Raw genomic sequence first — 23,934 nt, forward strand, 5'->3', positions numbered from 1 at the left:
AGTGCCGTGCCCGCTTTGCTGGCTGGCGACCGTTCCTTGTCCGCAAACCCGTCACCGTACGGGCTACTTTTGAGGATGTGACCATGCGACTCAATCTTCCCGTCAGCGATACCGAAATCACACTGAGCGATAGCGAGACCATCGTCTCGACTACTGACTTGCAAGGCAATATCACCTATGCCAACCCGTATTTCATCGCCGTCAGCGGTTACAGCGCGGAAGAATTGATCGGCGCGCCGCAAAACATCCTCCGGCATCCGGACATGCCGGCCGAAGCGTTCGCCGATTTCTGGGCGACCATCCGCTCGGGACGCTCGTGGAGCGGCATGGTGAAAAACCGCTGCAAGAGCGGCGATTATTACTGGGTGCTGGCGAACGTGACGCCGGTGGTCGAAGACGGCGTGGCCGTCGGCTACATGTCCGTGCGCACCAAGCCGACGCGCCAGCAAGTGGCGCAGGCGTCCGCCCTGTATGCACGCATCAAGGCGGGGCAGGCCGACGGCATCGTCATCAGCCAGGGCGCGGCCGTGCGCACGGGCTGGCTGGCCAGACTGGCGCGCTTGCGCGACCTGCCGCTGGCCCAGCGCATCGGCTGGAACCTGGGCCTGCTGAGCCTGGTATTACTGCTGCAACTGGCGTGGAATGCGGGCGTGTTGCCGGCTGCGGCCCACGGCTGGCTGACGGGCCTGTCCGTGCTGGCTTTGTGCGCGACCCTGTATTTCTGGCACAGCTTGCACCGCGCCGTGCTGCAGCCGCTGCAGCGGGCGCGCCAGGCCTGCGACGTGATGGCGGGCGGCGACCTGACGGGCGAGCTCGACACCACGCGGCGCGACGAGATGGGACAGTTGCTGCGTTCCTTGCGCCAACTGCGCGTGAACCTGCATTCCATCGTTGGCGACGTGCGCGGCAATTTCCTGCGCATCAGCATGGCCAGCCAGGAAATCGCCGCCGGCAATATGGATTTGTCCGGCCGCACGGAAGCGCAGGCCTCGGCCCTGCAGCAGACGGCGTCGAGCATGGAGCAGCTGGCGGCCACGGTGCAGCAAAATAGCGGCAACGCCGTGCAGGCCAGCGACATGGCGGGCAAGGTGCACGGCCTGGCAGGGCGCGGCGGCGAAATCGTCGGGCAGATGGTCCGCATGATGGAGGGCATTAACGTCTCGTCGAAGAAGATCGGCGACATCACGGGCATTATCGAAGGCATCGCTTTCCAGACGAATATTCTGGCCTTGAACGCGGCCGTCGAAGCGGCGCGCGCGGGCGACCAGGGGCGCGGTTTTGCCGTCGTGGCGGGCGAAGTGCGCAGCCTGGCCCATCGCAGCGCGGCGGCCGCCACGGAAATCAAGCAATTGATCACGGCGTCGCTGGAGCAAGTGCAGGCGGGCGCGAAGCTGGCGCAGCAGGCGGGCGTCAGCAGCGCCGAAATGCTGGGCGCCGTGCAGGGCGTGCACGGCATCATGGAAGAGATCGCTTCGGCCTCGCGCGAGCAAAGCCATGGCATCGGCCAGGTCAACATGGCCGTCACGCAAATGGATGAAGTGACGCAACAGAACGCGGCGCTGGTCGAGGAATCGGCGGCCGCCTCGGCATCGCTGCAAGACCAGACCTTGCAGCTGGAACAGGCGATGGCCCTGTTCAAGCTGGAACGCCGGGGTGCTACAGCAGGCGTTCCGACAACGCCTTGAAGGCAACCTTAGGCACGAGGAAGGCAAACGGCTTCGATACGGGCGGCAACTGCCCCAGCAAGCCGCAGTCGGCGCGCAAGGCTGTCAGCGCTTGCACTTGATCCACATCAACGGGCAAGTCGATTTCGCCGAAGACCAGCTTGCCGTTGCGCGGCACGTGCGCGATGGCCGCATCTTGGCAAGCGAGGAAAGCGACGGCGTCGCGCCAGTTGCCGAATAGCGCTTGCCAGTCGGCATCGAGGCCATGCGCCGCCGTGATGGCCGCCTGCACGTCGAGCGCCGGAGCGCTGCCGGCGCCGCTGGCAATGCTGCAGCGGGCCTGCGTGGCCGTGACGTCCAGCGCCATGCCGGCTGCCAGGTGCGTGGGCAGGATATCGCTGAACAGGCGCGTGCCCAGCGCATGCGGCAGGCTGGCCATGATGTTTTTCAAGAAATACACGCAAGGCACATCCGGCGCGCCCGCTGGCGTGCGCTCCAGGTACAGGCGCCAGTTGCTTTGCAGGGGAGACGGCAGCAGACGGCGCAGCGGGCCGAGCAGTGCAGGGCCGAAATGCCCGTGGCGGTACGTCAGCACCGTGAACGGCGTCTTGCCGTCGCGCTGCCACAGGGTCACGCCCGGCGGCAATAATGTCTGCGCCGCAGCGGCATCGACCAGCCAGCTTACGTAGACGACGTCGCGCACGTCGCTGTGCAGGGTCAGGAAGGGCAGGCGCGACATGACGGCCTGGCGCAGTTCGGCGAAATGCGCGCAATTGGCGAGCGCGGCAAACACGCGCCCCGGCCAGCCCGCGCGCGGGTGGCGGTAAGTGTTGTCTTGCAATTGGGAACTTTCGGGGAAAAAACTGAGAGGTAACACTCACGCAACAGCGCCCGTCCACATCATCGCGAGCGGCAGCGATGTGTGGCCGAGACGCGCAGCTGTGCTGGAGCACAGCGAGCATCGCAGGCCGCACAGGGCGCCGCGCAGCCGATGTGGGCGGGCGTCACTATTACTGCATATGCCAGCCGTGGCTGACGACGATCGATTGTCCGCTCAGGGCGTTCGACGGGAAGGCGGCCAGGAAGATGGCCGTTTGCGCCACGTCCTGCGTGGTGGTGAATTCGCCGTCGATGGTGTCTTTCAACATCACTTTCTTGATTACGTCTTCCTCGCTGATGTTCAGCTGGGCCGCCTGTTCGGGGATTTGCTTGTCGACCAGCGGCGTGCGCACGAAGCCGGGGCAGATGACGTTGGCGCGGATGCCGTCTTTCGCGCCTTCCTTGGCCACCACCTTGGCCAGGCCCAGCAGACCGTGCTTGGCCGCCACGTAGGCGCTCTTGAATGGCGAGCCTTCGTGCGAGTGCACGGAACCCATGTAGATGATGGCGCCGCCGCGGCCCGCCTTGATCATTTCGCGCATGCAGGCGCGCGTGGTGAGGAAGGCGCCGTCCATGTGAATGGCCAGCATCTTTTTCCATTGGTCGAACGGGTAGTCGACGACGGGGCTGATGATCTGGATGCCAGCATTGCTGATCAGGATATCGATGCCGCCGAAGTGGGCCACGGCATCGGCCACGCCCTTGTCGACCTGCTCTTCGCTGGAGACATCCATGGCGACGGCAAACGCCTGGCCGCCCGACTGCTTGATTTCCTCGGCCGTCTTGCTGGCCGCTTCCAGGGCCAGGTCGGCGATGACGACCTTGGCGCCCTGTTTCGCGTATTCGATGGCCATTTCCTTGCCGATGCCGCTGGCGGCGCCGGTAATCAGTGCGACTTTGTCTTTGAGTTGCATATTAATCCTTTGCATTGCGGGTTGGAGTGATCGTGGGAAGTCAGACTTTGCCAGTATAGCCAGAAAACGCGTCAGGCATGGCCCGCGCACGCCTGTAAGCCGGCTTGCTTTTCCTGTAATTGCTGCAGGCGCCAGGCGCCGGGATTGGTGCCGGCCCAGACGCGGAACGCGTGGTTGAACGCGCTTTGTTCCTGGTAGCCGAGCAGGAAGGCGATGTCGACCAGCGACAGGTCCGGCTCGCGCAGGTAGTCGCGCGCCAGGCCGTACCTGGCCTGGTCCAGCACGGCCTGGAAGCTGGTGCCCGCGTCGGCCAGCTTGCGCTGCAGGGTGCGCGGCGTGACGGCCAGTGCGGCGGCAACGGTGGCCAGCCGCGCCGAACCCTGACGCAAGCCTCCCACGATGGCCGCGTGCACCTGCGCATCGATGCCGGCGCCCGTGTCCGCTTCGGCCTCGCGCTGCGCCAGCAATTGTTCCGCATGCCTGCACAGCACGGGATACAGGCTGACGTCCGCGTTCGGCACGGGCCAGTCCAGCAATTGCGCGTCGAAGGTGGCCGTGTTGGCGGGGGCGTTGAAGGCGGGCAGGCTGCCCAGCACGCGCACGTATTCGTCGCGGTGCGCCGCATGGCGCAGCAAGTCGCCGCCGCCATCGTGGGTAAAGGCCAGCCGGGCCGGCGGCAGCGGCATGCCCGCCAGCCAGTCGCCGCACACCTTGACGCCGGCAAAGACGCTGTCGACCAGGTGCCGGCCGGCGCCCGGATAGTTGCTGGCCCAGCGGTAATGTGCGATGGCGCCGTCGCGCTGCAGGGTCGAGCGGCCCAGGTCGTGCGCCAGCCGTTCATAGCGGGCCGTCTGTTCCAGCGCCTGGCCCACGTTGCTGCAACTGAGCAAGATCAAGCCATACGCGCTGTACGTGCCCATGCGCACGCGCTGGCCCACGTGCAGGCCGAAATGCGCGTCGCCCGCCAGCAGCGCGCCCGCATCGAGCAGACGCACGTAGTCGCGCGCGGCCAGGCTGGCTGCGGACGCTTCCAGGCCGTGCGGCGCCACGCCGGCGGCCTGCGCCAGGGTGACGCTATCGATGCCGTGGGCGCCGGCCGCTTCCAGCAGCGGCAGCAGATAGGCGCCGGCGACCCGGCCGTCAGTGCTTGTCATGATGGAACAATGCGATTGTCATGAAAAACCAATACCCTTCGTCTGTGGCGGCATATGCTATTGATCTAGCAAGAAAATCAGGCAAGAACAGTATAGCAAGCCGCCGTGGCGCGCAACTGGCCGAATACAGGGGATGTCCATGCAACGCTGGAATGGCTGGGGAGATGAAAGCATCGTGTATGCGCTGAACGAGGATGCGCTGGCATTCCTGCGCGAGCGCCTGGGGCCAGGCAGCGGCATAGCCGACGCCAGCTTCGATGACGCCTGCGCGCAGGTGCCGGCCTCGCGCCTGGCGCCGCATCCGCTGATCGACACCCGGCCTGCCACGCGCGTGCGTCATGCGCTCGGTCAAAGTCTGCCCGACTGGTTTAAATTACGCCACGGCCGCATCGGCGCGGTGCCCGACGGCGTGGCCTTTCCCGACAGCGCGCTGCAGGTGCGCCAGCTGCTCGCGTATGCGCGTCAGGCGTGCGTGACCGTCATTCCTCATGGCGGCGGCACCAGCGTGGCCGGGCATTTGACGGTGGCGGCGGGGCCGCGCCCCGTGCTGTCGATCAGTCTCGTGCGCCTGTGCGCGCTGGGCCACCTGGACCGCGAGGCGCAGCTGGCCACGTTCGGCGCGGGCGTGTATGGCCCCGACCTGGAGGCGCAGCTGCGCGCGCAGGGCTACACCCTGGGCCATTATCCGCAGTCGTTCGAGTATTCCACATTGGGCGGCTGGATCGCCACGCGCTCGTCGGGCCAGCAATCGCTGCGCTATGGCCGCATCGAGCAGCTGTTCGCGGGCGGCGAGGTGGAAACGCCGTCCGGCACCTTGAGCATCCCCACGTTTCCCGCCTCGGCGGCCGGCATCGACCTGCGCGAAATGGTGCTCGGCTCCGAAGGGCGGCTGGGCATCGTGACGCAGGCCACCGTGCGCGTTTCGCCGCTGCCGCCGTATGAGGCGTTCCACGCCGTGTTTTTCGCCGACTGGGGCCAGGCGCAGGCGGCCGTGCGGACGCTGGCCCAGTCGCGCCTGTCCTTGTGCATGCTGCGCCTGTCGAACGCGGTCGAAACGCAAACCATGCTGACCCTGGCCGGGCATAAAAAACTCGTGGGACTGCTGGAGCGCTACCTGTCGCTGCGCGGCTGCGGCGAAGGCAAGTGCATGCTGATGCTGGGCGTCAGCGGCGACGAAAAACCGGCGCGCGCGGCCCTGCGCGGGGCGCTGGCGCTGGCGCGGCGGCACGGGGGCGTGCACGTGGGGCGCCACATGGGCGACAAGTGGAAGCAGGGACGCTTTCGCAACGTCTACCTGCGCAACGGCGCGTGGGAACACGGCTATGTCATCGACACGGTGGAAACGGCCGTCGACTGGCCGCGCGTGGCGCCCATGATGGCGGCGCTGGAGCAGGCGGGCGCCTGCGCGCTGGCGCAGCACGGCGAGCAGGTGCACGCCTACACGCATTTGTCGCACGTGTATGCGCAGGGCGCCAGCGTCTACACCACGTATGTGTACCGGCTGGCGTCCACGTATGAAGACAACATGGCGCGCTGGCGCAGTTTGAAAGACGCGGCCGGCGCCGCCATCGTCGCCAACGGCGGCACCATCAGCCACCAGCATGGCGTGGGCACGGACCACGCGCCGTGGCTGATGGCCGAAAAGGGAGAGCTGGGCATCGCCGCCATGCGTGCGCTGCTGCGCCAGTTCGACCCGCAGGCCATGATGAATCCCGGCAAACTGCTGCCCGAGGCCGGAGGCCCATCGTGAACAGGGCGGATCTGCCTGGCGTCCTGGCGCGCGAGTGGGATGTGCTGATCGTCGGCGGCGGCATCACGGGCGCCGGCATCCTGCTGGAAGCGGCGCGGCGCGGCTTGAAGGCGCTGCTGGTGGAACAGCGCGATTTCGCCTGGGGCACGTCGAGCCGGTCATCAAAGCTGGTGCACGGCGGCTTGCGCTACCTGAAGCAGGGACAGTTCGCCATGACGCGCGAGTCGGTGCACGAGCGGGTAGCCTTGCTGGCGGATGCGGCCGGGCTGGTCGAGCCGCAAGGCTTCGCCTTCGGCGACTACGCGGGCAGGAAGCCGGGGCGGCGCCAGTTCATGCTGGGCCTGGCCATCTACGACGTGATGGCGGGCAAGCGCGCGCGCCGCTATGTCGATGCGTCTGACTTTGCCATGCTGGCGCCGCACGTCCGGCGCGACGGGCTGCGGGGCGGCATGCTGTACCAGGACGCCAAGACGGACGACGCGCGCCTGGTGCTGCGCGTGCTGCAGGAGGCACGGCGTCATGGCGGCGTGGCCGTCAATTACCTGGGCGTGGCATCGCTGCTGCGCGAAGATGGCAAGGTCACCGGCGCCACCTTGAACGATGCGCTCGATGGCATGGCATGCACCGTGCGCGCGCGCCTGGTGATCAGCGCCACGGGCGCCTGGGCCGACGGCTTGCGCGGCCAGGTGGGAGCGCCGCCGAAACTGCGGCCCCTGCGCGGCAGCCATCTGCTGCTGCCGGCCTGGCGCTTGCCGCTGGCGCAAGCCGTCAGCCTGATGCACCCGCACGATGGCCGCCCCGTCTTCGCCTATCCGTGGGAGGGCGTGACCCTGGTGGGCACCACCGATGTCGACCACGGCGCCAGCTTGGAGCTGGAGCCGGCCATTACGCGCGGCGAACTCGATTACCTGCTGGCGGCGCTGCGCTGGCAGTTTCCGCAGCTGGCGCTGGGCGAAGACGACGTGCTGGCCACGTTTGCCGGCGTGCGCCCCGTGATCGACAGCGGCCGGCTTGACCCGTCGAAGGAAGCGCGCGAACATGCGCTATGGCTGGAAAACGGCTTGCTGACGGTGGCGGGCGGCAAGCTGACGACGTTCCGCGTGATTGCCCTCGATGCCTTGCGGCGCGCCGCGCCGCTGCTGCCGGGCTGGCAGGCGGATTTGCGTCCGCTGCCGATTTTCGACGCCACGCCGCCCTTGTCGGGCAAGGCCTTGCTGCTCGACGGCGAGCAGCGCGAACGCCTGCTGGGCCGTCATGGCGCGGGGGCGCAGGCGCTGTGCGATGCGGCGCGGGACGGCGAACTCGAGCCGATTCCCGGTACGCAGACGCTGTGGGCGCAGCTGCGCTGGGGCGCGCGCATGGAAGACGTGCAGCACCTGGACGACTTGCTGCTGCGGCGCACGCGCCTCGGTTTGCAGCTGGCCGGCGGCGCGCTTGCTATCATGCCGCGCCTGCGCGCCATCTGTCAGCATGAACTGGGCTGGGACGATGCGCGCTGGGAGGAAGAACAGCGGCGCTACCTGGCCCTGTGGCGCCGCCATTACAGCGTGCCGCAGGGCGATTGAAAAAACCATAAAAAATAAACAAGAGGAGAACATCATCGACACGACCCTGTTTGGCCAGCCCCTGGCGCTGGGCGACGCGCGCATCACCTACGACAGCCTGTCGCCGCTGGACTTGCGCCAGCCCATCGATACCCTCGTCGACGACCTGGGCGAAGACCTGCTGCAAATCACGTGCGCGAATGGCGACATCGTCGACGTGGGCTGGTATCCGGCCTGGAGCGAACAGGGGCGCTTGCGCGTGGTGGCCGTGCGCGGCCAGGACTGGGAAGCGCCCGTCTTCAGCGCGCAGCCTGAAAAAGATCCGCAGGCGTTGCTGCAGGCGCTGCGCGCCGCGCTGGCCAGCCTGGCATAAGCGATGACCAGCGTCTCCGGCCAGGGGCCGTACATTCTTGCCATCGACAATGGCACGCAAAGCGTGCGCGCGCTGCTGTTCGACCGGGACGGGACATTGGCGGCGAAGGCGCAAGTGTTCCTCGAAGCGTATTACTCGGACCACCCCGGCTGGGCCGAGCATGACGCCGACGGCTACTGGCAAGCCGTGTGCGCAGCATGCCAGCAGCTGTGGCGCAGCACGGACATCAATCAATCCTCGGTGGCCGGCGTGGCGGTGACGACGCAGCGCGGCACGGTGGTCAACGTGGACGAACACGGCGCGCCGCTGCGCCCCGCCATCACCTGGCTGGACCAGCGCAGCACGCGCGACATTCCCCCGCTGGCGCCGTGGTGGCGCGCCGCCTTCCGCGCCACGCGCCTCGACGGCACGATCACGTACTTCCGCCGCGAGGCCGAGATCAACTGGATCGCGGCGCACCAGCCCGACATCTGGCGCCGCACGCACAAATTCCTGCTGCTGTCGGGCTTTTTGAATCACCGCCTGTGCGGAAAATATATCGATTCAACGGGCTCGCAGGTGGCCTACATCCCGTTCGACTACAAGCGCCATGCCTGGGCCGGGCGCTTCGACTGGAAGTGGCAGGCGCTGGCGATACGACGCTCGATGCTGCCGGAACTGGTGACGCCGGGCACGCGCATGGGCGCCATCACGGCGTCGGCCGCCGCGGCGACGGGCATCCCGGAGGGCACGCCCTTGCTGGCGGCGGCCGCCGACAAGGCGTGCGAAGTGCTGGGCGCCGGCTGCGTCGAACCGCACGTGGCGTGCCTGAGCTATGGCACCACGGCCACCATCAACACGACCAGCCGCAAATACGTGGAAGTGACGCGTTTTATTCCGCCGTACCCGGCCGCCATGCCCGGCGCCTACAGCACGGAAGTGCAGATCTTCCGCGGCTACTGGATGGTCAACTGGTTCAAGGAGCAGTTTGGCGACCGCGAACGGGCGGCGGCTGCCGAGGATGGCATGGGCTTGTCTGCCGAAGCGCTGTTCGACCGCCTGGTCGAGGCCGTGCCGCCCGGCTCCATGGGTCTGATGCTGCAGCCGTACTGGAGTCCCGGCATCAAGGTGCCGGGGCCGGAAGCGAAGGGCGCCATGATCGGCTTTGGCGACGTGCACACGCGCGCACACATCTACCGCGCCATCCTCGAAGGCCTCGCGTATGCGCTGCGCGAAGGCAAGGAGCGCATCGAGCGGCGCAGCGGCGTCGCCATCACGGAGCTGCGCATCGCGGGCGGCGGCTCGCAAAGCGATGCGGCCATGCAGCTGACGGCCGACATCTTCGGCTTGCCCGCCGCGCGCGCCCACGTGTATGAAAGTTCGGGCCTGGGCGCGGCCATCGCCGCTAGCGTGGGCCTGGGCTGGCATGCAAACTTTCCCGCCGCCGTGCAAGCGATGACGCGCAGGGGCAAGGTCTTCCAGCCCCATCCCGAGCACCGCAAAATCTATGAGCAGCTGTACCGGCGCGTGTACAGCAAGATGTATGCGCGGCTGCAACCGCTGTACCGCGAGATCGCCGACATCACCGGCTATCCGGAGTAACTACGTCTTCAATGCTATTGCGAATCATTCTCATCCAGTATATGATGTGTTCCGCATTTCACCAAGGCAACGTATCCCGGTGACTGCAGTGCGCCGCCGGCCATGCGCCGGCGGCGTGTCCGCGCGGGCAGGGTTCCGCCGCAACGCTTCCGTCAACGCCGCCGCTTGATCGTGCACCGCCTGTCCTCTGCCCAGCGTTTTTCATTCCACAAGCATCAAGCAAACCCAGGCAAGGATAGCGATGAAGAGCAGCAAACAACGATTGACCCCGCTGGCCGCCGCGCTGGCCCTGGCATTGGGCGGCGCGCACGGCCATGCGTGGGCGGCAGCGAAGGCGGACAAGGCCGATGCGGTACAGATGCCGGCCATCAGCGTGTTTGGCGACGCCATCAGCGCCGGCACGGCCGGACGCTCGTATATCACCAGCGCCGACATCGAACGCCAGCAGGCCGACAATGTCGCGTCCTTGCTCGACACCTTGCCTGGCGTGGACCTGGCCGGTACGGCCCGTCCCAGCGGCCAGAGCCTCAATATCTGGGGCTTCAACAAAGTGCAGGACGTAAAAGTCATCCTCGACGGCGTGCCCAAGGGTTTTGAAAAATACCGCCAGGGTTCCATCTTCATCGAGCCGGAACTGATCAAGCAGATCGAAGTGAACAAGGGCGCGCATACGAGCTTGTACGGCAATGGCGGCTTCGGCGGCGTCATCACGGTCGAGACCAAGGATGCGCAGGACTTGCTCGAAGGCGGCGAGAGCGTGGGCGCCATGCTCAAGTACTCGCGCCACTCGAACAATGCAGAAAACGACGCCACCGTGGCCGTCTACGGCCGCACGCAAGACGGCCGCTTCGACGCGATGGCCTTCACCACGCGGCGCAAGTCCGACGATTTGCGCAAGCCTGACGGCAAGCCATTCCGCTTTTCCGCCATCGACGCGCCATCGAGCCTGGCCAAGCTGAATATCCGGCTGACGCCGGAGCAGCTGCTGACCCTGACGGCGATGAAGAGCGGCAGTTCGGGCTGGGGCCCGTTCGCCGCCATGGGCGAGGACGTGCCCACGCCGACCGAGGCGGAAATCAAAAAATATGGACTGGAAGAGGCGTGGCAGCGCAAGGCCGTCTACCGCGACCAGGACGACGATACGTATTCCGTGAAGTGGCAGTACGCGCCGCAAGATAATCCATGGATCAAGCTGACGGCCAGCGCCGGCTATTCGCACACGGACCAGCATGACAAGCGCCTGCCATCGGCTTCGCCGGGTTCCTACCTGGGCTCTCTGGGCAACGAAAGCTGGGCCTCGTACGTGGACCGCATCGCGGAAGTGCGCAACGAAAGCGTGTTTGCGACGGGCGCCGTGTCGCACGTGCTGCAAACGGGGCTGCAATGGCACAAGAATGTGCGCGACACCCTGATGTACTACCCGTCGTCGACGGCGCTGAAGGACCCCAGCTACAACTACGGCTACTTCCAGCCCTACTACATGCCGGCCGGGCGCCAGGAAACCACGGGCCTGTATCTGCAGGATGCGATGACGTATGGCGACCTGACGCTGACGGCGGCCTTGCGCCACGACCGGGTCGTCTCCGAGGGCGTGCCGAACAAGGCGCCGCGCTACAACAGTCCGCTGGCGGCGGCCGGCCACGACTTCAGCGAAAAGGCGCACGAAGACTGGTCGCCCCGTCTGGGCCTGTTCTGGAAGGCGTCCGGCACGCTGGCCTTGTTCGGCGACTTGAGCCGCACCTGGCGCGCGCCCACGATCGACGAGATGTATTCGAACGAATACTATGTGTCGTCCAGGCTCGGTTCATCGACGCCGGGCACCAGCCGCGATCTGGCCGTCGAGCGCGTGACGGCCGTGCGCGCGGGCGCCATGCTGCACCGCCAGAACGTGTTCATGGAGCGCGACGACGCGCAGTTGCGCCTGACGGTCTACCGCAACCGTGTCAGCGACAATATCGGCCCGCGCCTGGGCGTGCTGGTCGAAGGCTACGAGCCGGGCTCGGGCAAGGTGCCGCCGGCGCTGTCCGACTACCGCAACCTGGCCGGTTTCCATACGCAGGGCGTGGAAGTGGAGTCCTACTACAATTCGCCGCGCTTGTTTGCCAGCGCCTCGCTGTCGAAGCAGCGCGGCACGCGCACCGGTTCCCAGCGCGACCCGTGGGGCCGGGACGAACCCGTGTCGACCATCGCGCCCGATAAATTGATGGCGGGCCTGGGCTGGCGCATGCCCGACCTGGGCGCCAGCATGGGCTGGCAGGGCCGCTTCGTGGCGAAGCAGGAGCGCGTGCTGCCGGTGGGGAATGTCTACCGCCTGCCGCCGTCGAAAGGCTATGCGCTGCATACCCTGTTCGCGTCATGGAATGGCAGGCAGGGCGTGTGGCGCGGCACGGAGGTGCGGCTGACGGTCGATAATGTCTTCAACCGCAATTACATGCCCTACCTGAGCGAAGCGGTCACCGGTGTGGGACGGAATGCGAAGTTGAGCGTGTCGAGGAAGTTTTGATTAATTTTAGGAATAGCGGGCCGGAGACGCGGGCCTGAGAAAATGCCGATGGCAGCGTTGCAGCTTCCTTGCCGTACTTGCGTACTGTCTGCGTCGCTGCGCCTTGCCCTCGACATTTTTCAGGCCCGCTTGGCCCGGGGTGCCTTTTTTGGTGACTTGGGCCTACTCCCGGTCCGTTGCATGTTCCGTTGAACTTCCAACTTCCAACTTCCAACTTCCAACTTCCAACTTCCAACTTCAAACGTCAACGTAAAACGATCGCCTTGACCGTTTCCCAGGCCGTGCTGCCCGAGTGCGTGGCGCGGACCTGGTTGCGGCCCGCTTCCTTGGCCACGTACAGGGCGCGGTCGGCGGCGACGAACAGCGCTTCGCGGTCGTCCAGCTGGTGCGGGCGGATGGTCGCCACGCCGATGCTGACGGTGATCCACGGCGAGGTGCTGGAGCGCGGATGCGGCAGTCGCAGCGCTTCGATGCTGGCGCGGATGGCCTCGGCCAGGTGCAGGGCGCTGGCCGCGTCCGTATCGGCAAACAGCAGGACGAATTCCTCGCCGCCGTAGCGGGCCGCCAGGTCGCCGGAGCGGCTGGCATGCGCATCGATGGCTTGCGCCACCTGCTGCAGGCAGCTGTCGCCGGCCGGGTGGCCCAGGCTGTCGTTGTACAGCTTGAAGTGGTCGACGTCGAGCACCACCAGCGACAGGGCGCCGCCGCCGCGCACGGCGCGCTGCCACTCTTTTTCCAGGAAGCTGTCGAAATGCCGGCGGTTGGCTATTTGGGTCAGCGGATCGAGATAGGCGGCGCGCTGCAGCGCGTCTTCCGACTGCTTGTGGTGCGTGATGTCGTGCAGCAGGCCGATATACAGGGGCTGGCGCAGATACATGGGCGTCAGGGTCAGGTCCATGCTCAGCGCCGCGCCGTTGCGGTGGCGGATCGCCACTTCGCGCGTACCGTGGTTGTGCGCCTTTTCCGGATTGGCCGCGTGCATGGCGAAGTAGTCGAGGTATTCCTGCGTCACGAGGGGGCTGAGCAGCTCGCCGATGAAGCGCCCGGCCAGTTCGTTTTCGCGGTAGCCCAGGTATTGGTCGCAGGCCGGGTTGGTGTACTGGATGCGCCCGTTCGCCTCGATGATCAGCAAGCCCTCGGCCATGTTGTTGACGATGGTGCGCAGGCGCTCGGCCTGTTCCTGCTGGGTTTCATTGTTGCTGCGGATTTGCAGCTGGGCGCGCACGCGCGCGCGCACTTCGGCCATGCGCAGCGGCTTGCTGATGTAATCGACGGCGCCGCAGTCGAAGCCGGCCACCACGTCTTCCGTTTCCGTCCTGGCGCTCATGAAGATGACGGGGATGCGCTGCGTCAGCGGATGCTGCTTGAGGCGGCGGCACGTCTCGATGCCGTCCATGTCCGGCATCATCACGTCGAGCAGGATCAGGTCGGGCTGGGCGCGTTGGGCAATCGCCAGCGCCCGCTCGCCGGACGTGGCAACATAGGTTTGATAACCCTGTTCGCTCATCAGCTTGCGCAGCAGCTCAAGGTTGGCCGGCGCATCGTCGACAATCAAAATGGCGGCTTCATGCCGCTGGGAATGCTCCACACTGCCTGGACTCATTGCTTCCGGCCTTCTCGATGTACTCTGCGCTGCCAGCGTTTGCTGCATTTTCGGTGATGCTGACCGGGCTCAAATCTGATGCAGCGGTCAAATCATACCGCCTCGCCAATTTTTTGGGTGAAAAAATCGATGCTGCGCGAGGCGTGAAAATATTATTTTTATGCTATCTTTAAAAATAAATAAACGCAGTTGCTATCGTGAAAGCTGTTTTTTAAACGGCAAAGATGCGTGCCCGGTGGCGCCGGGGCAGCGGGGGGCACGCCCCGCAGTTGCGGGGCGTGGAGAGTGCGATTACATTTTTGCGGCGATCAGTTTGCCCAGGATGGCGATGCCTTCGCGGATGCGTTCCGGCGGCACCGTCACGAACGACAGGCGCAAGGTGTGCGTGTCCGGCGTGTTGGCATAGAACGGCGCGCCCGGCACGAAGGCGACCTTGTTGGCGATGGCTTCATCGAGCAGTTTCATCGCATCGATGTGTTTCGGCAGGGTGACCCAGATGAACATGCCGCCTTCCGGCTTCGTCCAGGTGACGCCGGCCGGGAAGTGCTCTTCCAGCGCCGACAGCATGGCCTGGCACTGGTTGCCGTACAGGCTGCGGATGCTGGGGATATGCCGCTCCAGGAAGCCATCCTTGATCACTTCATGCACGACCATCTGCGTCAGCTGCGAGGTGTGCAGGTCGGCCGCCTGCTTGGCCAGTTCCAGGCGGCGTACCAGCGGCATCGGCGCCACCACGTAGCCGAGGCGGATGCCGGGCGTGAGCACTTTCGAAAACGAGCCCATGTAGATGACGCCGTCCGGATTCATGTTGATCATCTTCGGATACGGCTCGCCGCTGTAGCTCAGGGCGCCGTACGGATCATCCTCGATCAGCGGCAGGCCGTGGCGGGCGCAAGTTTCCACCAGTTCCACGCGGCGCGCCACGGACAGGCTGCGGCCCGTCGGGTTCTGGAAGTTCGGCAGCGCGTACAACAGGCGCGCGCCATCGGCGACGGGATCGATCGACGACGGCACCAGGCCTTCGTCATCGGTATCGACGGACACGAATTCGGGACGGTAGACGGAAAACGCCTGCAGGGCGCCCAGGTAGCTGGGGGTTTCCACCAGCACGCGGCTGCCTTCGTCGATCAGGACCTTGCCCAGCAAGTCCAGCGCCTGCTGCGAGCCGGACGTCATCAGCACTTGCTCGGGCAGGATGGTGCTGCCATTGCCGGAGAGCGAGTCGGCGATCCACTGGCGCAGCGGCAGGTAGCCGTCGGTGGGGCCGTATTGCAGGGCCACCTTGCCATTGTTCGACAGGACCTTGTCGAAGGCGGTCTTCATTTCTTCCACGGGGAAGGTGGCGGGCGAGGGCAGGCCGCCGGCAAACGAGATGATCTCGGGACGCTGCGTGATCTTCAGGATTTCGCGGATGAACGAGCTTTGCAGCTGTTCCGCACGTTCGGCAAAGCGCCATTGGATCGGATTCGGATTTTCAATTTTCATACGAGTCTCACAGAAGATGCCGAGCTGCGCCGGCTGGATTTGTTGGCCCGCTTGTGGCGGTGCGTGCGCAAGCGGCGCCGGATAGGCGTCGCCATGGTGCTGCGGTATTGTACGGCTTGCACGCCGCCGTGCCCATGCGCACGCGCAACGGCGTTGCAAATGGGCGTCAGGGAACCTTACTTCAGCTTGCGTCCGATGCCCACGACGGCGATCACGGCGCCGGCAAACAGCAGGCTTTCGCCCGTCAATGGCTCATTCAGCAGCACGGCCGCGCCCACCAGGGAAAGGAAAGGTTGCAGCAGCTGCGTCTGTCCCACGCGCGCCACGCCGCCCAGCGCCATGCCACGGTACCAGAAAAAGAAGCCGATAAACATGGAGAACACGGAGATGTAGGCAAAACCCAGCCAGGCCACGCCGCTGGCCTGCGCCATCAGCGCGCGTTGCGGCCAGGCGTTCCACAGCGTCACGGGCAAGACAAAAGGCACGGCCAGCAGCAGCGCCCAGGAAATCACATGCTGGCCCGGCATCGTCTGCGCCAGGCGCCCGCCTTCGGCATAGCCGAGTGCGGCCAGCAGCACGGCGGCAAAGATCAGCCAGTCAGCCAAGTGGAAGCTGCCGCCGCCCTGGCGCAGCGCGAACGCCACCACCAATAGCGTGCCGAGCAGGGCCATCAGCCAGAACCCTGCGGAAGGCCGCTCCTTGCCGCGCAGCACGGCAAATACGGCAGTGGCCAGCGGCAGGATGCCCACCAGCACGGCGCCGTGCGAGGCGGGCAGGCTGCGCATGGCGATTGACGTCAGCCAGGGAAAGCCCAGCACACAGCCCAGCGACACGAGCGCCAGCGGCAGCCATTGTTCGCGGCGCGGCAACGGCGCGCGCTGGTGCCACAGCCACAGGCCGGCCAGGCCGGCCGCCACCAGGGCGCGGCCCAGGGCGACAAAGGTGGGATCGAGTTCGGCGACGGCCATGCGCGTAAAAGGCAGGGTCAGGCTGAAGAGGGCGACGGCGATGAGGCCCAGCAGCAGGCCTTTGCGGTCGGCGCCGAGGCGGGGAGGATGGCTGATGGGGGCGGTACTGGTAGTCGATGGCATGTTTTTCCTGATACTGGCTGATAGGTGTGCGGGGGTGCGCGGCAGGCGTGGATTAATTTCTGCCGTACTGCTATCCTAGGGCGCAATAGCAATACAGTACAAATACACTTTCACGCATAATTTCACATACTGTCATGGCCATATGAGCAATACACTTCCTTTGCTGTCGCGCGCCTCGGGCGAAACCCTGATCGACCAGATCGCGCGCTCGCTGGCGGCGCGCATCGACGACAAGCTGCTGCGCGGCGGCGCGCGCATGCCTTCGATCCGCCAGTGCGCCGCCAGCCTGGATGTGTCGTGCGCCACGGTGGTGGCCAGCTACGACAAGCTGGTGGCGCGCGGCTACCTGGAATCGCGGCGCGGCGCCGGCTTTTTCGTGCGCGAGCGCTCGCCGCTGAACACGCCGGCGCCGCCCCCCGGCGCGCAGGACGCGGCGGCGCAGCCGATGGATGTCGTTTGGCTGATCCGTAACATGTTCCGCCAGACGCCGGTCATCCCCGCGCCCGGCACCGGCATGCTGCCCGCCGAGTGGCTCGATGGCGACCTGGTGGCGCGCGCCCTGCGCGACGTCAGCCGCCAGCCGGGCAGCCTGCTGCTCGGTTACGGATCGCCGCAGGGTTTTTTGCCGCTGCGCCAGCAGTTGCAGCTGAAACTGGCGGGCCTGGAAATCGCCTGTCCGCCCGAGCAGATCGTCACCACGGTGGGCGTGATGCAGGCGCTGGACCTGGTGGCGCGCGAGTTTGCCCGTCCCGGCGACACCATTTTCGTCGACGATCCCGCGTATTGGCTGATGTTTGGCGCCTTTGCCGCCATGGGCATGCAGGTCATCGGCATCCCGCGCCTGGGTGACGGCCCCGATATCGCCGTGCTGGCCGAGCTGGCGGCCCTGCACCGGCCCAAGCTGTACGTGATCAATTCGGTTCTGCACAACCCCAGCTCGACGTCGCTGTCGGCGGCCAAGGCGTTTCAGGTGCTGCGCCTGGCCGAACAACACGATTTCCTCGTCGTCGAAGACGATATCTATTGCGACATGCATCCCGGCGGCGAGGTGCAGCCGGCCACCCGCCTGGCCGCGCTGGACCAGCTGCGCCGCGTGATTTACCTGGGCGGCTTTTCCAAGAGCCTGTCGGCCAACCTGCGCGTGGGCTTCATCGCCACCTCGCCGGAATGGGCGCAGCGCCTGGCCGACCGCAAGATGCTCGCCACCCTGACCACCAGCGACATCGGCGAGCGCGTGGTGTATAAAATCCTCTCGCAAGGTCTGTACCGCAAGCATGCGGAACGGCTGCGCGCGCGGCTCGACAAGGTGCGCGAGGGCACGTACCGCCGCGCCGAGCGGGCCGGCCTGCGTTTCGATCCCGCGCCGGCCGGCATGTTCATCTGGGCCGATGCGGGCTGCGACACGAATGTGCTGGCCGAAAAGGCGCTGGCCGAAGGCCTGGTGCTGGGGCCGGGCAGCCTGTTTTCGCCGCGCCAGCTGCCGTCGACCCGCATGCGCCTGAACCTGGCCACGGTGCAGGACGAGCGCGTCTGGGATTTTTTCGCGCGCGCACTGGGCTAAAACTGCACATTTGCCGGGGGCTCTTGAAATCGCTTGTACCATCCCCAACTCCGTAGAATCCGTCCCATCCACAAGACTATGAGGTAAAAATGGCTGTCTCCGAAAAGCAAACCCTGGGTTTTCAGACCGAAGTGAAGCAAATGCTGCACCTGATGATCCATTCCCTGTACTCGAACAAGGAAATCTTCCTGCGCGAATTGATCTCGAACGCGTCCGACGCGGCCGACAAATTGCGCTTCGAAGCGATCGATAACGACGCCCTGTACGGCAACGATCACGAATTGAAGATCAAGGTCAGCTTCGACAAGGATGCGCGCACCATCACCATTTCCGACAACGGCATCGGCATGACCCGCGACGAGGCGATCTCGCACCTGGGCACCATCGCCAAGTCGGGCACCAAGGAATTCTTCGGCAAGCTGTCGGGCGATCAGCAGCAGGACGCGGCCCTGATCGGCCAGTTCGGCGTGGGCTTCTATTCCGGCTTCATCGTCGCCGACAAGATCACCGTCGAAACGCGCCGCGCCGGCGTGGACGCTTCCGAAGGCGTGCGCTGGGAGTCGGCGGGCGAAGGCGATTACAGCATCGAATCGATCGACAAGCCGTCGCGCGGCACGGACATCATCCTGCACCTGCGCGAAGGCGAGGACGAATTGCTGTCGAGCTGGAAGATCAAGTCCATCATCCGCAAATACTCGGACCATATCTCGCTGCCGATCGTGATGCAGAAGGAAGAGTGGGACGATGAGAAAAAAGAAACCGTCCTGAAGGACGAATTCGAAACCGTCAACCAGGCCAGCGCCCTTTGGGCTCGCAACAAGGCCGACATCACGCCGGAACAGTACGACGAATTCTACAAGCACGTGTCGCACGACTTCCAGTCGCCGCTGACGCACACGCACAACCGCGTGGAAGGCCGCAGCGAGTACACGCAGCTGCTGTACATCCCGGCCAAGGCGCCGTTCGACATGTGGGACCGCAACAAGCGCGGCGGCATCAAGCTGTACGTCAAGCGCGTCTTCATCATGGACGATGCCGAACAGCTGATGCCGACCTACCTGCGCTTCGTGCGCGGGGTGATCGACTCTGCCGACCTGCCGCTGAACGTATCGCGTGAAATCCTGCAGGAGTCGCGCGACGTCAAGGTCATCCGCGAAGGCTCGACCAAGCGCGTGCTGGGCATGCTGGAAGAACTGGCGAACGCGGACGAGCAAGAGAAGAAGGACAAGTACGCCATCTTCTGGAAGGAATTCGGCCAGGTGCTGAAGGAAGGCATCGGCGAAGACGCGGCCAACAAGGAGCGCCTGGCCAAGCTGCTGCGCTTTGCCTCGACGGCCAACGACAGCGACGAGCAAATCACTTCGTTCGCCGACTACGTGGCGCGCATGAAGGAAGGCCAGGACAAGATCTATTACGTCACGGCCGACAACTACGCCGCCGCCAAGAGCAGCCCGCATCTGGAAATCTTCCGCAAGAAGGGCGTCGAAGTGCTGCTGCTGACGGACCGCGTCGATGAATGGATGCTGTCCTTCCTGCAGGATTTCGAAGGCAAGGAACTGGTCTCCGTCGCCAAGGGCGGCCTGGACCTGGGCGCGCTGGAAGACGAGGCGGAAAAGAAAGAGCACGAAGAAACGGAAACTTCGTACGCCGACCTGGTGGGCAAGATGAAGACCGTGCTGGCCGACAAGGCCAAGGACGTGCGTGTGACATTCCGTCTGACCGATTCGCCAGCCTGCCTGGTGGCCGATGAAAACGAATTGTCGGGCAACCTGCTGCGCATGCTGAAGGCGGCGGGTCAGAGCGCGCCGGAATCGAAGCCGATTTTGGAAATCAACCCGAACCACCCGCTGGTGACGCGTCTGAAATACGAGGACGCGGAAGGTGGCAAGTTCGGCGACTGGGCCAACATCCTGTTCGACCAGGCCATGCTGGCCGAAGGCGGCTCGCTGGCCGATCCGGCCAGTTTCGTCAAGCGCCTGAACGAGTTGCTGCTCAATACGGCGAAGTAATCGCTTAGCTGCAAACGTCATCAAGCCGGCCCTTTCTGCACGAAAGGGCCGGCTTTTTTTATGCTACAGTGCGCGATTATTTTATTTTATGGAAATAGCAATGGCGCATTGCCCGGCATGTGACAGTTCCAATATTCAACGTCTCTCCATGGTGCATGCCTCCGGCATTTCCGGCACCTCTACCCATATCTCGGGCAGGATCGATGGTGATTTCATCCACGGTCATGCGCATACGCGCAGCCAGACCTTGTTGTCGCGCCAGGCCGCCGGGCCGACGATGCAGACCCACCAGAAAGTGGGGCTGATCGTGTTGGGCGTGATCATTTTTGTCATCGCCGCCGTCATCTTTTACCAGGCTGGCGCAAATGGCCTGTTCTGGATCTTCGTAGCAGGGGGTGTCGTCTCCGTCGCCTTGTCGCAAACGTCCTTCGTCGCCAATTGGGACAAGGAGGCCGCCGCCTTGCAGGATAAATATGCGCGTACCTTCATGTGCCATGCCTGCGGCCACCGCTTCATTCCTGTACTGAAGCAACCGTGAAAATCCGCCTGATGGCCGGCCTGGGCGCGCATGCGCTGGGCTGCCTGCTGTTTATTGTGTTGAGCTGGCTGGGGTTTTATTTGTACACGCAGCTGTTCGGCAGCCTCGGCTCGCGCGGCGTGGCGGGCGGCCTGGCCCTGCTGCTCGTGTTTTATGTGTATGCGGGCACGAATCTGCTGCTGGCGCTGCTGCCGCCCGGCAGGTGGAAGCCTGCGCTGTGCGGCTTGCTGGGCGCGGCCGTGCTCGCGTATCTGCTGCCGCAGCATCCGCTGCGGGCCATCTACTTCAGCGTGCTGGCGGGCGGCTTGAGCTGGCTGGCCGTGCTGGCCAGCGCGCGTTTAAGCGGATATTTGCGCGGCTGACAGGCCAGCGATAAAGGTGGCGACGGCGACGGCGGCCGCTTCCGGCGCCGCCTGCAGCAGCATGTGCGGCGCGGCGATGTCGACCAGCTGCGCGCCCGCTGCCTGCCGCAGTATCTGCACGGCGTTCGCCGGCGGCACCAGGCGGTCATGGCGGGCGCGCAGATACAGCACGGGCAGGCTGCCGCGCGCGAAGCTGCGCGAGGCGTCGATTTCCAGCACGGCGCGCAGGCGCTGGCGCAGCACGCTGGGCGGCACTTGCGCGAGTGCCGCCGCCAGTTCCGCCTGCAGGGCCGGCGTCGCATACGGCGCCAGCAGCGCCTGGCGCAGGGCGAAGCCGGGCAGGGTGCCAAAGGGCACCAGGCCGAGCAGGTGGCGCAGGGGCGCGAGCATCGGGCGCGGATTGCGCACGAACGAACAGCACAGGATCAGGGCTTGCATGCCGGGCGGCGGATCGGCGCGCAAAGCTGACCCCAGCGGTCCCGAAAACGATTCGGCCAGCACGATGAAAGGGCGGTCCTGCGGCAAGCGTGCGCGCACGAATGCTTCCAGCGCCGCGTAATCGAGCGGCGCGGCCGGGTAGGCGATGGCCTGGGTGTCGATGGTGCTCTGCGCGCGCAAGGCGGCGTCAAAACGGTGGAAGAGCCGGGCCGTGCCATCCATGCCGGGCAGGAGGACAAGCAGTGTCGAGGCGTGGATAGTTGTCGTCATTGCTGCCATCATAACAGCCGCACCGGCGCACCTGCCGTCCGCCTGCCGCACGGCATGGGGACTGGCGCCATGCTAGAATCGCCGGCGCGCCATGTGTGGCCAGTGGCCACTGGTAGCGGCAAAATCCCCCGACAGACAGAATCATGCATATCATCTTTTCGAATTACCGCACCCTGGGCGGCGCCTTGCTGGCGGCGGCCTGCCTCCTTTCCCAGCCTGCCCGCGCCACGGCGGCGCCCTTGGCACCGGCCGGGAAAAGCCTGTCGTCCCTGCTGGCCGGCGGTCCCTTGCCGCGCCTGAGCGAAGACTCGCAAGTGCGCGCGGCCCTGTTCGATTTCTTCGGTTACGCGCGCGGCAGCTACACGGAAAACGATGAATTGCTGCTGGCGCAGGCGCTCGAAGCGATCAGCGAAAAGCGCGACGCCACGCGCGCCGTGCTGGCCGATGGCCGCCAGTTGCTGGCGTCGATGAACGACCGCAAGCAGGGCCGCGAACGGGGCGCCATGCTGCTTGACAAGCGCGGCGTCATCATCGCCTTTGGCCTGGTGAACGGACATTGCCGCCTGGAGGGGCAGCCGCTGGCGAAAGTCTGCAATCCCGATCCGAATGCCGTGCTGACGGTATTCCACCGCAAGGGCATGCTGGTCGGGGATGCTGCACCCCTGCTGGCCTGGGCCCGGCAATTGCCGCCCATGCTGGCGCTGATCGCGGGCGACAAGGAAGCGGGCGCCGATGGGCAGAAGATCGCCAGCGTCGAATACGTGCTGGCGCAGCCGGCCCTGCCGGGCTGGAACCGCGCCCAGCTGCCGCCCGCGTATCCGCCGGCGCTGCTGCCGCTGCTGCTCGATAAATCCACGGTGCTGACGTCGGCCGGCGCCGGCGTGTTTGCCTATCCGCTCACGCTCAAGGGCAAGAAGCAGAACAATATGCTGGACCATGCGGAAGGCCGTCCGCCGCGCGACCTGGAAGTGGCGCTGCGCAGCTATGCCAGTTTCGACACGGTGGTCGAGCGCTACCGCCAGCTGGCCAAGGGCGCCAGGCTGCAGCGCAACGAGCGCACGGCCTACCTCGATGGCGACATGGGACAGGGCAGCTACCGCGTCTACATCCGCAATACGGGCGCGGACGGCGTGATGATCGACGTGGCGCTGTGGCAGCGCAGGCTGGCGGCCAGCCGCTGATTTCAGCGTCGCTTTTAGGGTGCTGAGGTGTAGCCTAGCTCCGCCAACCGCGCGGCGATGGCGTCGTCGCGCGTTTTCCTGCCGGTGCGCAGGCGCGCATGCGTCAGGGATGCGGGCAAGCCATGCGCCAGCAACGCGTCGATGTCGAGCATGGTCTCGGATGCCGACAACTGGCGCAGGGCGGGCAGGATAGCCAGGCCGGGCAGGCTGTCGAGCGTCTTGCACGTGTGCAAGTTCAGGCGTTCGAGCACGGAATTGGCCCCCAGCGCGATCTGCCGCAGCTTGATCTGGTCTTCCACCCATAGCGCCTGCAACAGCGGGAAACGGCCGATATCGCCCAGCGTTTCCAGCCCGCGCACGCGTATCACTTCCAGTTTTCTCAGCAGCGGCGCCTCGATGTGTGCGAGCGATTCGCGGCCGCCCAGTTGCAACAGCAGCCTGTCCAGGCGGCTCATCTCCGAGATGAAATCCAGCGGCACGGTGTTCTTGATGCGGTACAGCGACAGGTCATGCAGCGCCGGCAGGCTGGCCAGGGTCTCGATATGCTGGCTGTGGCCTTCGATGACGAGGCTGGCCAGGTGCGCATACTGGCGCAGGGGCGCCAGGTCGATATTGTTCCTGGCCGATTCGCCCAGGTTCAGGTATTCGAGGGCGCGCAAATTGTCCAGTTGCAGGATGTCGCCTTGCGCCAGCTCGTACACGCCCAGGCTCAGACGCTTCAGGTGCCGCAGTTCGCCCAGCGCTTCCAGATGGATGGCTTGCCGGTGGCAATCGATGGACAGGCTGGCCACATGCGGCAGCGCGCGCAGGATGCGGGCATCGAACACCCTCGGGTCGTAGCCGTAGATGCGGATGGTCAGCGCCGTGCCGCAAGTGGCGGCCAGGGCGTCGAGGTCGGCCAGCAGCGGCGCTGGCTCGGCCAGGGTATTGAACTGCACCAGCACCTCTTGGCCGCCCGCGATAGCGGCGCGGATCGCCCCGGCATCGATGCGCTCGGGATTCTGGATGCGCTGCGGCTGTCTTGCTTGCGTCAT

At 65.5% G+C, this 23,934-nt stretch carries 19 protein-coding genes; 11 read left to right on the forward strand and 8 right to left on the reverse strand.

Going from position 1 to position 23,934, the window contains the following annotated elements; genetic code table 11:
- The first annotated feature begins 83 nt into the window (after positions 1-83).
- A complete protein-coding gene (locus AC3RCG_RS10485; RefSeq protein WP_492405108.1) occupies positions 84-1,685 on the forward strand; it encodes a methyl-accepting chemotaxis protein in 1,602 nt (533 codons plus the stop codon).
- Here AC3RCG_RS10485 and AC3RCG_RS10490 read toward each other — a convergent pair.
- The 3 genes from AC3RCG_RS10490 to AC3RCG_RS10500 form a co-directional block, all read right to left on the reverse strand.
- Positions 1,657-2,505: a DUF2071 domain-containing protein gene (locus tag AC3RCG_RS10490; protein WP_492405106.1), complete on the reverse strand. Its 849-nt coding sequence runs from the start codon at positions 2,503-2,505 to the stop codon at positions 1,657-1,659. The genes AC3RCG_RS10485 and AC3RCG_RS10490 overlap by 29 nt on opposite strands.
- Positions 2,506-2,674: 169 nt before the next feature.
- Positions 2,675-3,457, reverse strand: coding sequence for a 3-hydroxybutyrate dehydrogenase (locus tag AC3RCG_RS10495; protein WP_070312327.1), 783 nt, complete (start codon positions 3,455-3,457; stop codon positions 2,675-2,677).
- Positions 3,458-3,528: 71 nt separating this feature from the next.
- Complete coding sequence (locus AC3RCG_RS10500; RefSeq protein WP_492405104.1) at positions 3,529-4,611, reverse strand: AraC family transcriptional regulator; 1,083 nt, start codon at positions 4,609-4,611, stop codon at positions 3,529-3,531.
- 139 nt (positions 4,612-4,750) lie between these two features.
- Between AC3RCG_RS10500 and AC3RCG_RS10505 the strand changes: the two genes are divergently transcribed.
- The 5 genes from AC3RCG_RS10505 (at position 4,751) to AC3RCG_RS10525 (ending at position 12,362) form a co-directional block, all read left to right on the forward strand.
- On the forward strand, positions 4,751-6,361 hold the full coding sequence (locus AC3RCG_RS10505) for an FAD-binding oxidoreductase (RefSeq protein ID WP_492405102.1): 1,611 nt from the start codon (positions 4,751-4,753) through the stop codon (positions 6,359-6,361).
- Positions 6,358-7,926 (forward strand): glycerol-3-phosphate dehydrogenase/oxidase, encoded by a 1,569-nt coding sequence (locus AC3RCG_RS10510; protein WP_230506169.1) that lies wholly within the window; start codon positions 6,358-6,360, stop codon positions 7,924-7,926. Before AC3RCG_RS10505 ends, AC3RCG_RS10510 begins: the two co-directional genes overlap by 4 nt.
- Positions 7,850-8,278 carry a hypothetical protein gene (locus tag AC3RCG_RS10515; protein ID WP_070312332.1) on the forward strand — a complete coding sequence of 143 codons (429 nt, stop codon included), beginning with the start codon at positions 7,850-7,852 and terminating at the stop codon, positions 8,276-8,278. Before AC3RCG_RS10510 ends, AC3RCG_RS10515 begins: the two co-directional genes overlap by 77 nt.
- Positions 8,279-8,281: 3 nt before the next feature.
- Positions 8,282-9,859, forward strand: coding sequence for an FGGY-family carbohydrate kinase (locus AC3RCG_RS10520; protein WP_492405099.1), 1,578 nt, complete (start codon positions 8,282-8,284; stop codon positions 9,857-9,859).
- 241 nt (positions 9,860-10,100) lie between these two features.
- Positions 10,101-12,362, forward strand: coding sequence for a TonB-dependent hemoglobin/transferrin/lactoferrin family receptor (locus AC3RCG_RS10525; RefSeq protein WP_492405097.1), 2,262 nt, complete (start codon positions 10,101-10,103; stop codon positions 12,360-12,362).
- Between the two features lie 244 nt (positions 12,363-12,606).
- On the opposite strand, the gene AC3RCG_RS10530 is transcribed toward AC3RCG_RS10525, so the two are convergent.
- From AC3RCG_RS10530 to AC3RCG_RS10540, 3 genes are all read right to left on the reverse strand, one after another.
- Positions 12,607-13,965: a diguanylate cyclase gene (locus tag AC3RCG_RS10530; protein WP_492405095.1), complete on the reverse strand. Its 1,359-nt coding sequence runs from the start codon at positions 13,963-13,965 to the stop codon at positions 12,607-12,609.
- Between the two features lie 291 nt (positions 13,966-14,256).
- Positions 14,257-15,450 carry an aminotransferase-like domain-containing protein gene (locus AC3RCG_RS10535; protein ID WP_070288853.1) on the reverse strand — a complete coding sequence of 398 codons (1,194 nt, stop codon included), beginning with the start codon at positions 15,448-15,450 and terminating at the stop codon, positions 14,257-14,259.
- 176 nt (positions 15,451-15,626) lie between these two features.
- Positions 15,627-16,541 carry a DMT family transporter gene (locus AC3RCG_RS10540; protein ID WP_070312337.1) on the reverse strand — a complete coding sequence of 305 codons (915 nt, stop codon included), beginning with the start codon at positions 16,539-16,541 and terminating at the stop codon, positions 15,627-15,629.
- Between the two features lie 142 nt (positions 16,542-16,683).
- On the opposite strand from AC3RCG_RS10540, the gene AC3RCG_RS10545 reads away from it, so the two are divergent.
- The 4 genes from AC3RCG_RS10545 to AC3RCG_RS10560 all read left to right on the forward strand — a co-directional run bounded on the left by AC3RCG_RS10545 (position 16,684) and on the right by AC3RCG_RS10560 (position 21,011).
- Entirely contained in the window at positions 16,684-18,102 is a 1,419-nt protein-coding gene (locus tag AC3RCG_RS10545; protein ID WP_070288855.1) for an aminotransferase-like domain-containing protein, read from the forward strand.
- Positions 18,103-18,191: 89 nt separating this feature from the next.
- Positions 18,192-20,111, forward strand: a complete 1,920-nt coding sequence (gene htpG / locus AC3RCG_RS10550; RefSeq protein ID WP_492405092.1) for a molecular chaperone HtpG — start codon at positions 18,192-18,194, stop codon at positions 20,109-20,111.
- A gap of 148 nt (positions 20,112-20,259) precedes the next feature.
- On the forward strand, positions 20,260-20,649 hold the full coding sequence (locus tag AC3RCG_RS10555) for a hypothetical protein (RefSeq protein WP_070219819.1): 390 nt from the start codon (positions 20,260-20,262) through the stop codon (positions 20,647-20,649).
- On the forward strand, positions 20,646-21,011 hold the full coding sequence (locus tag AC3RCG_RS10560; protein WP_070312340.1) for a hypothetical protein: 366 nt from the start codon (positions 20,646-20,648) through the stop codon (positions 21,009-21,011). Before AC3RCG_RS10555 ends, AC3RCG_RS10560 begins: the two co-directional genes overlap by 4 nt.
- Here AC3RCG_RS10560 and AC3RCG_RS10565 read toward each other — a convergent pair.
- The gene (locus AC3RCG_RS10565; protein WP_409026765.1) at positions 20,988-21,719 is read right to left on the reverse strand and encodes an alpha/beta fold hydrolase; all 732 of its coding nucleotides are present in this window, start codon (positions 21,717-21,719) and stop codon (positions 20,988-20,990) included. The two genes, AC3RCG_RS10560 and AC3RCG_RS10565, sit on opposite strands and share 24 nt — an antisense overlap.
- A 143-nt stretch (positions 21,720-21,862) precedes the next feature.
- Between AC3RCG_RS10565 and AC3RCG_RS10570 the strand changes: the two genes are divergently transcribed.
- Positions 21,863-22,900 carry a hypothetical protein gene (locus tag AC3RCG_RS10570; protein ID WP_492405089.1) on the forward strand — a complete coding sequence of 346 codons (1,038 nt, stop codon included), beginning with the start codon at positions 21,863-21,865 and terminating at the stop codon, positions 22,898-22,900.
- A gap of 14 nt (positions 22,901-22,914) precedes the next feature.
- Here AC3RCG_RS10570 and AC3RCG_RS10575 read toward each other — a convergent pair whose 3' ends face one another.
- Positions 22,915-23,934, reverse strand: coding sequence for a hypothetical protein (locus tag AC3RCG_RS10575; RefSeq protein WP_099410639.1), 1,020 nt, complete (start codon positions 23,932-23,934; stop codon positions 22,915-22,917).

The organism is Janthinobacterium sp. GW823-FHT01H08 (assembly GCF_058797855.1).

Excerpts from the sequence above, each read along its gene's own strand:
- AC3RCG_RS10485 (WP_492405108.1), top strand. The coding sequence starts at position 84 with ATGCGACTCAATCTTCCCGTCAGCGATACCGAAATCACACTGAGCGAT.
- AC3RCG_RS10495 (WP_070312327.1), bottom strand. The coding sequence starts at position 3,457 with ATGCAACTCAAAGACAAAGTCGCACTGATTACCGGCGCCGCCAGCGGC.
- AC3RCG_RS10500 (WP_492405104.1), bottom strand. The coding sequence starts at position 4,611 with ATGACAAGCACTGACGGCCGGGTCGCCGGCGCCTATCTGCTGCCGCTG.
- AC3RCG_RS10505 (WP_492405102.1), top strand. The coding sequence starts at position 4,751 with ATGCAACGCTGGAATGGCTGGGGAGATGAAAGCATCGTGTATGCGCTG.
- AC3RCG_RS10515 (WP_070312332.1), top strand. The coding sequence starts at position 7,850 with ATGCGCGCTGGGAGGAAGAACAGCGGCGCTACCTGGCCCTGTGGCGCC.
- AC3RCG_RS10520 (WP_492405099.1), top strand. The coding sequence starts at position 8,282 with ATGACCAGCGTCTCCGGCCAGGGGCCGTACATTCTTGCCATCGACAAT.
- AC3RCG_RS10525 (WP_492405097.1), top strand. The coding sequence starts at position 10,101 with ATGAAGAGCAGCAAACAACGATTGACCCCGCTGGCCGCCGCGCTGGCC.
- AC3RCG_RS10530 (WP_492405095.1), bottom strand. The coding sequence starts at position 13,965 with ATGAGTCCAGGCAGTGTGGAGCATTCCCAGCGGCATGAAGCCGCCATT.
- AC3RCG_RS10535 (WP_070288853.1), bottom strand. The coding sequence starts at position 15,450 with ATGAAAATTGAAAATCCGAATCCGATCCAATGGCGCTTTGCCGAACGT.
- AC3RCG_RS10540 (WP_070312337.1), bottom strand. The coding sequence starts at position 16,541 with ATGCCATCGACTACCAGTACCGCCCCCATCAGCCATCCTCCCCGCCTC.
- AC3RCG_RS10545 (WP_070288855.1), top strand. The coding sequence starts at position 16,684 with ATGAGCAATACACTTCCTTTGCTGTCGCGCGCCTCGGGCGAAACCCTG.
- htpG (WP_492405092.1), top strand. The coding sequence starts at position 18,192 with ATGGCTGTCTCCGAAAAGCAAACCCTGGGTTTTCAGACCGAAGTGAAG.
- AC3RCG_RS10555 (WP_070219819.1), top strand. The coding sequence starts at position 20,260 with ATGGTGCATGCCTCCGGCATTTCCGGCACCTCTACCCATATCTCGGGC.
- AC3RCG_RS10565 (WP_409026765.1), bottom strand. The coding sequence starts at position 21,719 with ATGACGACAACTATCCACGCCTCGACACTGCTTGTCCTCCTGCCCGGC.
- AC3RCG_RS10570 (WP_492405089.1), top strand. The coding sequence starts at position 21,863 with ATGCATATCATCTTTTCGAATTACCGCACCCTGGGCGGCGCCTTGCTG.
- AC3RCG_RS10575 (WP_099410639.1), bottom strand. The coding sequence starts at position 23,934 with ATGACGCAAGCAAGACAGCCGCAGCGCATCCAGAATCCCGAGCGCATC.